At 40.0% G+C, this 11,362-nt stretch carries 13 protein-coding genes and 1 pseudogene; all 14 read right to left on the reverse strand.

Annotation, left to right across the window (positions count from 1 at the left end; genetic code table 11):
- On the reverse strand, positions 1-788 hold a 788-nt coding region (locus tag A194_RS0110365; RefSeq protein WP_017186779.1), incomplete at its 3' end, for a UDP-N-acetylglucosamine 1-carboxyvinyltransferase.
- A 35-nt stretch (positions 789-823) separates the two neighbouring features.
- Positions 824-1,489, reverse strand: coding sequence for a YwmB family TATA-box binding protein (locus tag A194_RS0110370; RefSeq protein ID WP_017186780.1), 666 nt, complete (start codon positions 1,487-1,489; stop codon positions 824-826).
- Between the two features lie 74 nt (positions 1,490-1,563).
- Positions 1,564-1,797, reverse strand: a complete 234-nt coding sequence (locus tag A194_RS0110375) for a DUF1146 family protein (protein WP_017186781.1) — start codon at positions 1,795-1,797, stop codon at positions 1,564-1,566.
- Positions 1,798-1,951: 154 nt separating this feature from the next.
- Positions 1,952-2,356, reverse strand: a complete 405-nt coding sequence (locus A194_RS0110380) for a F0F1 ATP synthase subunit epsilon (RefSeq protein WP_017186782.1) — start codon at positions 2,354-2,356, stop codon at positions 1,952-1,954.
- 57 nt (positions 2,357-2,413) lie between these two features.
- Positions 2,414-3,810: pseudogene (gene atpD, locus A194_RS18175) on the reverse strand (F0F1 ATP synthase subunit beta).
- A gap of 36 nt (positions 3,811-3,846) precedes the next feature.
- A complete protein-coding gene (gene atpG / locus A194_RS0110390) occupies positions 3,847-4,707 on the reverse strand; it encodes an ATP synthase F1 subunit gamma (RefSeq protein ID WP_017186785.1) in 861 nt (286 codons plus the stop codon).
- Positions 4,708-4,745: 38 nt separating this feature from the next.
- Positions 4,746-6,254, reverse strand: a complete 1,509-nt coding sequence (gene atpA / locus A194_RS0110395; protein ID WP_017186786.1) for a F0F1 ATP synthase subunit alpha — start codon at positions 6,252-6,254, stop codon at positions 4,746-4,748.
- Between the two features lie 17 nt (positions 6,255-6,271).
- The gene (locus tag A194_RS0110400) at positions 6,272-6,817 is read right to left on the reverse strand and encodes a F0F1 ATP synthase subunit delta (RefSeq protein ID WP_017186787.1); all 546 of its coding nucleotides are present in this window, start codon (positions 6,815-6,817) and stop codon (positions 6,272-6,274) included.
- Positions 6,814-7,335: a F0F1 ATP synthase subunit B gene (atpF, locus tag A194_RS0110405; protein ID WP_017186788.1), complete on the reverse strand. Its 522-nt coding sequence runs from the start codon at positions 7,333-7,335 to the stop codon at positions 6,814-6,816. Before atpF ends, A194_RS0110400 begins: the two co-directional genes overlap by 4 nt.
- A 180-nt stretch (positions 7,336-7,515) precedes the next feature.
- On the reverse strand, positions 7,516-7,722 hold the full coding sequence (atpE, locus tag A194_RS0110410; RefSeq protein ID WP_017186789.1) for a F0F1 ATP synthase subunit C: 207 nt from the start codon (positions 7,720-7,722) through the stop codon (positions 7,516-7,518).
- A 56-nt stretch (positions 7,723-7,778) separates the two neighbouring features.
- Positions 7,779-8,501, reverse strand: a complete 723-nt coding sequence (gene atpB / locus A194_RS0110415; protein WP_017186790.1) for a F0F1 ATP synthase subunit A — start codon at positions 8,499-8,501, stop codon at positions 7,779-7,781.
- A gap of 1 nt (position 8,502) precedes the next feature.
- Positions 8,503-8,892 carry an ATP synthase subunit I gene (locus tag A194_RS0110420; RefSeq protein WP_017186791.1) on the reverse strand — a complete coding sequence of 130 codons (390 nt, stop codon included), beginning with the start codon at positions 8,890-8,892 and terminating at the stop codon, positions 8,503-8,505.
- Complete coding sequence (locus A194_RS0110425) at positions 8,889-9,104, reverse strand: AtpZ/AtpI family protein (RefSeq protein ID WP_017186792.1); 216 nt, start codon at positions 9,102-9,104, stop codon at positions 8,889-8,891. The genes A194_RS0110420 and A194_RS0110425 overlap by 4 nt, the downstream gene beginning before the upstream one ends.
- Positions 9,105-9,306: 202 nt before the next feature.
- Positions 9,307-11,362: S8 family serine peptidase (locus A194_RS21020; protein ID WP_017186793.1), on the reverse strand; the 2,056-nt coding region annotated here is incomplete at its 5' end.

Consider the following 11,362-nt stretch of genomic DNA (forward strand, 5'->3'; position numbering starts at 1 on the left):
GAACGTAAATGAGCTGGAATTGCGCCATCAACGATGATGTCTCCGCCTGTAATAGCTCCTGCTACCATGAACGTTCCTGCTTCAATACGGTCAGGAATAATAGTATGTTCTACTCCTGTTAACTCTGGAACACCTTCGATCCGAATCGTTTCTGTTCCAGCGCCAACTACTTTACCACCCATTTGGTTAATATAATTAGCTAAGTCGATAATTTCGGGTTCACGGGCACAGTTTTCCATAACTGTTGTGCCTTCAGCTAAAGCTGCAGCCATCATTAAGTTTTCAGTAGCACCTACACTAGGAAAATCTAAATAAATGCGCGCGCCATGTAAACGCCCATTAGCAAACGCTTCTACATAACCGTTTCCTACTTCAATTGTTGCCCCCATAGCTTCAAGGCCTTTTAAGTGTTGGTCAATTGGTCTTGAACCGATTGCACAACCACCTGGCATCGCCACTTTTGCATGACCATACCTTGCTAATAAAGGTCCTAAAACTAAAACGGACGCTCGCATTTTGCGTACATATTCAAAAGGTGTTTCAGTTTTTAAATCGTTCGCTGCATCTATATGCAACGTATTTCCTTCACGTAAAACGTTTACATTCATATATCGTAAGACTTCACTAATGGTATCCACATCAGCTAATGTGGGAACTTGTTTTAATGTTGTCTTTCCTTTACTTGCCATAATGCTTGCTGCGATTACAGGTAAAACAGCATTTTTAGCACCTTCAACTTTAACGGTGCCAGTTAATCTATTACCTCCAGATACGATGATCTTATCCAATATCTTTCCCTCCGTGTCGATAGTCCGTATGTTATTTAATATTCAATTAGGAGGATAGGTGTGCCGATTGTAATTGTATTTTTTCCATGATCCTCTTCACGAATAGCTAATTGAACATTCATTTTTTCATCTTCTAATGGGACATACTCTTTAATTTGATTTGTGTATCCACTAAAGACAGACAATTGTTCTTCTATCAAATTATTCTTTAATTCTAGTTGAAAGTCTTCTTTAATGTCGTTTAGTAACAAATTACTATCTATAATACCACTTAAGTTTGATTGAAAACATGAGTATACTTTACCATTTTCAAAGAATTGGTTTAAACTGAGTTCATCAAAGCGGTCAAGCGTTTCAGCGTATATGTCCTCGCTCCATTGCTCACCGCTCATTCGATATACTAATTGTAATGTGTTATGACTAACTTCAACTGTATATAGAGTTTCGTCATAAACACCCCCTTTATGAGGGTGTTTATCCTTAATTTCATTATTTAAAACTTTTTTTAGTGACAAAACTTCACTTTTTTCACCATTTAACTTCATTGTTACGTTAAATGAATGAACATCCCAATCTTGTTCAATTACATAATCGGCTAATACTTCATAATCCGAAGTAGTAGTTGTTGCTTGATTACTAGATTGATAGATGATCACTTGACTTAGTAAAACAACTGATAATAAAACAAACAAGAATCGCATGGACTCTTCCCCCTTTTATTAGAAGGATGGTCCATGCTTTGTTATTTTAAACGTTAAATGTTTCGACAGTTTACTTATAAGAAGTAAGACAGTTGTTGTGACCAGTTAATGAAGTCTAAGAAGAAATTACTTACGGTTGTACCTAGTGCAACCGATAAGAAAATTAATAAGATTTTACTTTCTGTTTCTTTATTCTTTTTAAATAAAGCTTGTATATTAATTGATTCTAACGCTTTCCACGCTAGTATGATAAATATTATATGTGATGCCATACCTATTAGAGCATCAACAGCATTATCTATAAACATCATAACACCTCTTTGTTAAATTATGTATAGCAATTAATGACAATTATGTGCATTACCCAGGAAATATCGACACGGAAATATGAATGTTATTGTATGTATTGCGAAAATATTGTTAGTTAAAGTGGAAAAAAGATCTGACCAAAACGGCCAGATCTTATTTGTTGTTAGCAACTTCTAGGCGATTTGTAGCACGTTGTAATGCCAGCTTCGCACGCGTGAAATCAATCTCTTCTGATTTTGTTTCGTTAAGACGTTCTTCAGCGCGTTGTTTTGCTGCTTCAGCACGGTCTACATCAATATCAGAAGGATTTTCTGCAGCTTGTGCTAAGATTGTGACCTTGTCAGGGCGTACTTCTAAAAAGCCACCACTTACAGCTACATAATCCGTATTGCCTTGTTTCTTCAATCGAACTGCACTAATGGTTAGAGGAGCAACTAATGGGATGTGACCTGGTAAGATCCCCAGCTCGCCACCTTCTGCTCTAACACTTACCATATCATATGATTGTTCTAGTACAGGGCCGTCAGGAGTGACAACACTCACAGTTAGTGTTTTCAATCTTACCCCTCCTTGGGCAACTTATTAAGCGACAGTAAGCTGCCGCTTAAAGTCCCATTATTGTTCCATTTGATTAGCGTTTTCTACAACTTCTTCAATACGTCCAACTAAACGGAACGCATCTTCTGGTAAGTCATCATACTTACCATCAAGAATTTCTTTGAATCCTTTAACTGTCTCTTGAACAGGAACGTATGAACCTGGCTGGCCTGTGAACTGCTCAGCAACGTGGAAGTTTTGCGATAAGAAGAACTGAATACGACGTGCGCGGTTTACAGTTTGCTTATCTTCTTCTGTTAGTTCGTCCATACCTAGGATTGCAATGATATCTTGTAATTCTTTATAACGCTGTAAAGTTTTCTGTACTTCACGCGCAACTTCATAGTGCTCATCACCAACGATGTGTGGGTCAAGTGCACGAGATGTTGAAGATAGTGGGTCTACCGCTGGATAGATCCCTTGCTCTGATAACTTACGCTCTAAGTTAGTTGTTGCATCTAAGTGAGCGAAAGTTGTTGCTGGAGCCGGGTCTGTATAGTCATCGGCAGGTACGTATACAGCTTGGATCGACGTGATCGAACCTTTTTTAGTTGATGTGATACGTTCCTGTAATTGACCCATCTCTGTTGATAGAGTTGGCTGGTAACCAACGGCTGATGGCATACGACCTAATAGGCTGATACTTCTGTACCCGCCTGAGTAAAGCGGAAGATGTTGTCGATGAATAGAAGTACGTCTTGTCCTTCTTCATCACGGAAGAATTCTGCCATTGTTAGACCTGTTAATGCTACACGCATACGAGCACCTGGTGGTTCGTTCATCTGACCGAATACCATTGCTGTCTGCTTAATAACTCCAGAGTCGCTCATTTCGTAGTAAAGGTCGTTACCTTCACGTGTACGCTCACCTACACCTGCGAATACTGAGATCCCGCTGTGCTCTTGGGCGATGTTGTTAATAAGTTCCTGGATTAATACTGTTTTACCTACACCTGCACCACCGAATAGACCAATCTTACCACCTTTTACGTAAGGTGCTAATAAGTCTACTACTTTAATACCTGTTTCAAGGATTTCTGTTTCAGTCGCTAAGTCATCAAACTTAGGAGCTTGACGGTGGATTGGATCACGGCGTGTGTCTTCTGATACTGGTTCTGCTAAGTCAATGTGTCCACCTGTTACGTTAAACACACGACCAAGAGTGTCATTTCCTACAGGTACACTGATAGGAGCACCTGTGTTTTCTACTTCCATACCACGGACTAGACCATCAGTAGAGTCCATCGCGATCGTACGAACTGCATCGTCGCCAAGGTGTAAAGCAACCTCTAGTACTAAGTCTGTTTCACTTTCACCTTGTACGATTAGGGCGTTATAAATTTCAGGTAATTGGCCGCTTTCGAATTTTACATCTACTACCGGTCCCATAACCTGTGTTATACGTCCGTTACTCATCCTTTTCCCTCCTAACTGCTCATATCCAAAAACGCTCTATTCAAGTGCTGCTGCACCACTTACAATCTCTGAAATTTCTTGAGTAATGGCTGCCTGACGTGCACGGTTATAAGAAAGTGTTAGCTCGTCGATGATATCTTCTGCATTGTCAGTAGCGTTACGCATCGCTGTCATTCTTGATGCGTGTTCACTTGCCTTACCGTCTAATAAGGCACCATACACAAGGCTTTCAGCGTATTGTGGCAGTAGTGTTTCTAAAATTTGTTCTTGGTTTGGCTCATACTCGTACATGCTGCTTTGTTTTTCTCCGACATCAATATCATTAAGTGGGAGTACTTTCGTCTCTGTCACTTCCTGACTGATCGCACTAATAAAGTGGTTGTAGAATAGGTTCAATTCATCAACTTCCTCATCAGCAAACATGTTTACAGCATAGTTTGCAATGTCTTTAATCTCAGCAAAGTTCGGTTGGTCTGGTAATCCTGTAATTTCATGTGCAATTGGTAATTCGCGCTTCTTACAGAAATCTCGGCCAACTTTACCTATTGGGATTATGACATATTCATCTTTTGATTGATGGCGCTCTTCAATTGTCTGATACAACTTACGTAACACGTTTGTGTTGTAAGGACCAGCAAGACCACGGTCTGAAGTAATTACGATATAACCTGTCTTTTTAACAGGACGTGAAATAAGCATTGGATGGTCAACATCGATGTTACCTGATGCAATACTTGCAACAACTTCTTGAATCTTTTCCATGTATGGAACGAATGCTTTCGCGTTGTCTTCAGCTTTGTTCAGTTTCGAAGCTGATACCATTTCCATTGCTTTCGTAATCTGTTTCGTGTTCGAGGTCGAATTAATTCGCGCCTTTAGATCACGTAAAGATGCCACAACGTCTCACCACCTTTTTCTAGAGACTTGTTTCTTTATTATTCAGAAACGACAAATGTATTTTTGAAATCACTAATTACTTTGTTAAATTCATCAGTTTCAGGTAACTTACCTGTTTCACGGATGTGGTTTAGAATTTCAGAACCATGTTGCTTTAAGTAAGCGTGTAGTTCTTCTTCAAAACGTACAACATCTTCTACTGGAATGTCGTCTAGGAATCCGTTAACTAATGCATAGATAATCGCAACTTGGTACTCAACACGTTGTGGTTGGTGTAGACCTTGCTTTAGGATCTCAACTGTACGTTGACCACGATCAAGTTTAGCTTGTGTTGCTTTATCTAAGTCAGAACCGAACTGTGCGAAAGACTCTAGCTCACGGAATGATGCTAAGTCTAGACGTAGCGTACCTGCTACTTTCTTCATCGCTTTAATCTGAGCTGAACCACCTACACGTGATACGGATAGACCAGGGTTGATCGCTGGACGTACACCTGAGTGGAATAAGTCAGACTGTAAGAAAATCTGTCCGTCTGTAATTGAGATTACGTTTGTTGGAATATACGCACCAATGTCACCAGCTTGTGTTTCAACGAATGGTAGTGCAGTTAAAGAACCGCCACCTTTTTCGTCACTTAACTTTGCTGCACGCTCTAATAAACGAGAGTGTAGGAAGAATACATCCCCTGGGAATGCTTCACGGCCTGGTGGGCGACGTAGTAGTAATGAAAGCTCACGGTATGCAGCCGCTTGCTTAGATAAGTCATCATATACAACTAATACGTGCTTGCCGTTGTACATGAACTCTTCACCCATTGATACACCAGCATATGGAGCTAGGTATAGTAATGGAGCAGGTTCAGATGCACCAGCATTTACAACGATTGTATAGTCCATTGCTCCGTGCTGACGTAGTGTTTCGACTACACCACTTACAGTAGAGTCTTTTTGGCCAATCGCTACATAAATACAAATTACATCTTCTTCTTTTTGGTTAAGAATTGTGTCGATTGCAATGGCAGTTTTACCAGTCTGACGGTCACCAATGATTAGCTCACGCTGACCACGACCAATTGGTACCATTGAGTCGATTACTTTAATACCTGTTTGTAATGGTTCATCAACTGATTTACGATCCATTACGCCAGGTGCTTTCGCTTCGATTGGACGAGTTTTCGTTGATTCAATTGCGCCGTTACCGTCAACTGGCTGTCCTAATGAGTTAACAACACGTCCGATTAGTTCGTCACCTACAGGAACTTGCATAATGCGACCTGTGCGGCGAACTTCATCACCTTCACGAATTTCTGTAAATGGTCCTAGGATTACAACACCAACGTTATTTTCTTCAAGGTTTTGCGCCATTCCCATAACACCGTTAGAGAATTCAACAAGCTCACCTGACATAACGTTATCAAGACCATGAACACGTGCGATACCGTCTCCAATTTCGATTACAGTACCGACATCATTTACTTCTATATCAGAGTCATAGTTTTCAATTTGCTGCTTAATAAGCGCACTTATTTCTTCAGCTTTGATGCTCATCCATTTCACCCCTATCTTTACTTGTTTGCAGAGACGACACTCTGTTCAATGCGTTGAAGTTTTCTAGCAACCGTACCATCAAAGATCTGGTTACCAACGCGAACTTTTAAACCACCAAGGATTGATTCATCGATAATGTTATTAATGCGAAGGGTGTTTTTATCTAACTTTTTCGCAAACACATTTTGGATTTGTTGTTGTTCTTCTTCAGTTAAAGCACGAACAGAATATACATCAGCTTCTGCAATGCCTCTTGCTTCATTCTTCATGTCCACAAAAGACTTAACGATTTGTTTTAATGAGTTCATACGGCTTTTATCCGTTAAGACAAGTAGCAAGTTAACTGTCTCTTGAGAAAAGCTTTTGAACACTTCACGGATGAAGTTTTTCTTTTCATCTTTTGAAACACGTGGATTATCAAAGAAAGCGTTTAGCTCTTTGTCTTGGTTGAACACTTCAATTACAGCATTCAACTCTTCTTCTAACTGTGGTAAGTTAGACTTCTCTGTTCCAATATCAAACAAAGCTATTGCATATCGATTCGCTACTGCTGAATTACTCATTTGCTCTCGCCTACTTTTTCTAAGTATTCGTTAATTAGCTTTTCTTGTTCATCCACAGTTAATTCTTTCTCGATTACTTTGCTTGCAATTTGTACAGATAATGTACCAACTTGTTCTTGTAATGCTTGAACTGCACGCTCTTTCTCTTGTTCGATTTCTTGACGTGCATTTTCTTTAATGCGCTCTGCTTCTGATTTTGCAGCTTGAATCATATCTGCTTCTTCAGATTTAGCTGTTTGACGAGCGTCATCAATAATCTTCTGTGCGTTTGCACGAGTGCCTTTTAACTCGTCTTGCGCTTCTTTCATTAAACGTTCAGCTTCTTGTCTATTCTTCTCGGCTGAATCTATTTCAGTAGCAATATGCTCTTCACGCTCTTGCATGACGTTCATTAATGGACGCCAAGCGAACTTCGTAATAAGTGCTAGTAGAATGACGAACATTACTAGTTGCACGATCATATCGCCTGCATTAAATCCAATTTCTGCGTTTAAAATAAATAAACGTGGGTCTAACAAAGCCTTCACTCCTTTCGCCTATTCATCCATATAAGGCTTAAAAGGAAAAACGATGTTAACGCTCATTCGCGAAAGTTACGTTTCCTTTTATTTCATCCTTTCACAAACTAACATAAAGGAATGGCGAAGCTTCCTTAAGTCACTTCGCCATTATGATCATGTCATGTAATAAAAGACTTATTACATAACCATAAATGCAATAACTACCGCGATGATTGGTACCGCTTCTACTAGGGCAACACCAATGAACATTGTTGTTTGTAGAGCACCACGTAATTCTGGTTGACGTGAGATCCCCTCTACTGTACGACTTACGATTAAACCGTTACCAATACCAGCACCTAGTGCCGCTAAACCTACCGCTAATGCAGCTGCTAAAAATTCCATTTTATAATCCTCCTCTAAATATCTAATAAATTTTGTTTAAATAATTTCTATAATGCTTAATGGTCATGACTCACTTTGTGGGACATATAAACCATAGCTAACATAACGAAAATAAATGCTTGGATACCACTAATGAATAGCTTAAATCCTTGCCATAGTAACATTGGTAAGAAACCTGCTGCTGCTTCCAATGCTCCTGATGCCATTAAACTAACTAGTAATGCTAATAGCACTTCACCTGCGAAGATATTACCGTAAAGACGCATACCTAACGTCAATGTATTGGCAAACTCTTCAACAATTTTCAATGGAAATAAAATCGGAATCGGTGAAAAGAAATCTTTCACATAACCTTTACCACCTTTAAGCTTAACCCCAAAATAATGTGTTAAAGCTACTACCATTACAGCAAGCGTTAACGTAACTCCTGGGTCAGCTGTTGGCGATTTCCACCATAAATCACCGTTGTACTCTACCATGAACATAATACCAAGAATGTTAGCAATAAAGATGTACATGAGTAGTGTGATTGCCAACGGAAGAAACTGTCTACCAGTTTTCCAGTCCATTGTACTCGAGATCATGCCTTTAACGAAATCGACGACCCATTCCATAAAATTTTGGAATCCCGTCGGTTTTCGTTGCAAGTTGCGACTACCGATCACTGCTATCAAGAAAACAATTACGGACGCAACAAATGTCATAAGGACGTTTGATTGGTTAAAGTCTAGCCAACTTATCCCAAAGACATCTTCGATCATAGGAGAACCGTGATCCACATCATTCACCCCTTTTCGTAGTGGTAGTCTCTTTGTGATGGATAATAAAATCTATCATAATGACAATGTAAGGTGTCATTAAACCTACAATGGCAGCGATTAAATGAAAATGTTCAGGAAATCTTAAGACAACCACAACGAGTAATGCCGCTCCTGCAAACCGTGAAACAGTTCCAAACGACTTCGCTGTTTGGTTGTTAGCCGCTTTTCCACCGACTACGTCAATCTTCTTTTGCATTAAGTATAAGTTAAAAAATCCGATAGCTTGTCCTAAAATAAGACCAGCGAAGATTGTTTCATAGTCTGTAAACCCCCAACCTGCAACTGAGATTGCTAACAGGTAGAGCATCCATTTACGTTGACGGTTGACCATGATTTTGTAATATGTCATGATGCGTCGTCTCCTAAAAACTTATTAACTAGTGTAATGGTTCCATATACACCAGCGGCTAAACCTAAAAATAACCCTACTAATAAAAAAAGAGGACTTGTCTGAAAGTAACTATCAAGCCACCTGCCGAGAAAAATCCCAACAATTGTCGCGCCTGATAAATGACTGAGAATCGCGGTTGTGATCGCCATCCCTCTAAGTGGATGCTTCATAAATTTTACCTACCTATCACAGAATTCCAGACAAATTCGCTAAGATTAGAATGATTTTTCGCAACAAAAAAAGGTGACTTTTTTCAACTCATTTCGCCTTTTAACCTAATCATTCCACACTAAAATAGCATACAATAGCACCCTATATAAGTCAATTAGTTTTGTGATGATTTTAAGGCAACTTTTTGACAAAATTATAGACTTATGGAATCATTATTTGTTTTGACTCATATGATGTGTTATTTTGTTCGTCAACAATCTCAATCACTGCCTCGTAAATACCAGTTTCTAAGTCTTTCTTGTTGAGTGACTTTTCAAACGTTCCTTGCGAAATACTTTCACTTTCTAAGACGACACCTTGACTGACTAAATCTTGGTCAAAGAGCTCAATTGTAAGCGCTTTTAATTCTTCAGCTACGTACAGTTTCATTTGCAGCTCTTCTTCGTCGAAAGGTGGTGCTTCGATTTCTAGTCCAGTAATCCTTGGGTAGTCGGCTGTATCATGAATAAATAAATAAGGAAGATGTTTATCCTCACCATTCAATTTTAATGAAATATACCCTTCGTGAACACCCTTTTTTAATAATTTTTGTTGAAAATTGATAGCGATTTCAAAATCCGCTTTTGACAAGCCTTCTACTGTCGTTGTTAGCGGGATATTCCAATTTAACCCACGCTGTCTTAGTGGCATGTTCCAAGTAACATTTAATGGTGCTTCACTTTCGTTATGAATCGTTAATGTATGTTTATGGTTTTTTGTGGAGTCAGTCACTTTACCTAAGTTGATCGCTTCATTTTCGATTCGGTAGTTTTGATCAGGAAGATTGTCCATTTGTATGAATCCACTTCCTTGACTGCTTGGATCTTGTTCAAATGGCGCTGCTGCTGTAATTAATTTTTCTTTTAACGTTTGTGGGCTAGCGTTAGGTTCTTGTTCTTTTAGTAAAGCTAATACACCAGCTACATAGGGCGCAGCCATACTCGTTCCTTGAAATGCAGCATACCCATCTGGCACTGTACTGACAATATCGACACCAGGCGCAACAAGATCAGGCTTAATTGTCCAATCAGCCGTTACTGGACCTCGCGCGCTAAACGAGGCGATATTGTTTTCATCTTTTAAATAAATCGTCTCTAACCACGTTTCATTCGCTATAAGCTTTTCTGCTTCTTCTATTGTTATATAGGCAACAGGTAATGGCGAGAGGACCCAGTCCCACGTGTTAGGATCATCTTCTTCCTCACTATATATGATGACTGCTGATGCGCCCTTTTGCGACACTTCACTTACAATCTCGCCATAATTGTAATGCTTTTTCTCGATAATGATGATTCGGTCATGAATCGATGAAGGTAGTTGTTCTAACGTTTCAATGTGCTCAATTGGATGAGGTTGGGTGAAATTCCACGGCTCGCTGTACGGGATTGACCTGATCGGAATTGGTTCTTCATCGAATATTTCAATTGCAGGCAGTTCTATCTCTGTGTAAGCCGCACCAACGGAAATGGCGTTTTTCGCCGTTGCAGGGGACGCGACTGTCCAATCTTCTGGACCGCTATTACCGTTAGCAGCGACAATGACTGCCCCTAATTCAAATGCTTTGTTAACAGCTTGCGCCATCGGGTAATCAGGACTGTTCACATCAGAGCCTAATGATAAGTTAATAATGTCCATACCGTCTTTCACTGCTTGTTCTAATGCCGCTAACACTTGTGCCGACGTGCCTGAACCTCCTGGCCCGAGAGCTCTATAAGCATAAATCTCGGCATCCGGTGCCACACCTCTTAGATTGCCATTGGCTGCGATTATACCCGCTACATGTGTTCCATGGTTCGTCGGCATTCCTTCATCTGCCGTTGTCTCCATCGGGTCCCCATCAAAATCAACAGCGTCAAATCCACCTTTGTAGTTTTCAGTAAGGTCTGGGTGGTTGTAGTCAATCCCCGTGTCGATTACGCCAATTTTGACCCCCTTTCCTGTATATGGGTGCTGGTGATCGTGGTAATCAGGCATTTGTGTTGGACTTGTCGTATTTTGAATTTGCGGTGCGGTGTATGTGGTCGCTTTTGAGTAAGTTTGTACCCATTCCTCTTGGTGTAACTCTTCAATATGGCGCTCAGCACCTTTTACGGCAACTGCTTGAAGCAATGTGTCATATGTATATAAAATTTCTACAAAAGGATAATCACGCTCAATATTTTCGACAACGACTTCTGGCTCTTCATCAAGTTCGACTATCCAAACGTCTGAGTCGGCG

The organism is Alkalibacillus haloalkaliphilus C5, from assembly GCF_000269905.1.
Lineage (GTDB): Bacteria > Bacillota > Bacilli > Bacillales > Alkalibacillaceae > Alkalibacillus > Alkalibacillus haloalkaliphilus_A.

What these genes read in the sequence shown, in the direction of transcription:
- A194_RS0110420 (WP_017186791.1), bottom strand. Translation starts at nt 8,892, where the DNA reads ATGACATATTACAAAATCATGGTCAACCGTCAACGTAAATGGATGCTC.
- A194_RS0110370 (WP_017186780.1), bottom strand. Translation starts at nt 1,489, where the DNA reads ATGCGATTCTTGTTTGTTTTATTATCAGTTGTTTTACTAAGTCAAGTG.
- A194_RS0110400 (WP_017186787.1), bottom strand. Translation starts at nt 6,817, where the DNA reads ATGAGTAATTCAGCAGTAGCGAATCGATATGCAATAGCTTTGTTTGAT.
- A194_RS0110375 (WP_017186781.1), bottom strand. Translation starts at nt 1,797, where the DNA reads ATGTTTATAGATAATGCTGTTGATGCTCTAATAGGTATGGCATCACAT.
- A194_RS0110425 (WP_017186792.1), bottom strand. Translation starts at nt 9,104, where the DNA reads ATGAAGCATCCACTTAGAGGGATGGCGATCACAACCGCGATTCTCAGT.
- atpA (WP_017186786.1), bottom strand. Translation starts at nt 6,254, where the DNA reads ATGAGCATCAAAGCTGAAGAAATAAGTGCGCTTATTAAGCAGCAAATT.
- atpE (WP_017186789.1), bottom strand. Translation starts at nt 7,722, where the DNA reads ATGGAATTTTTAGCAGCTGCATTAGCGGTAGGTTTAGCGGCACTAGGT.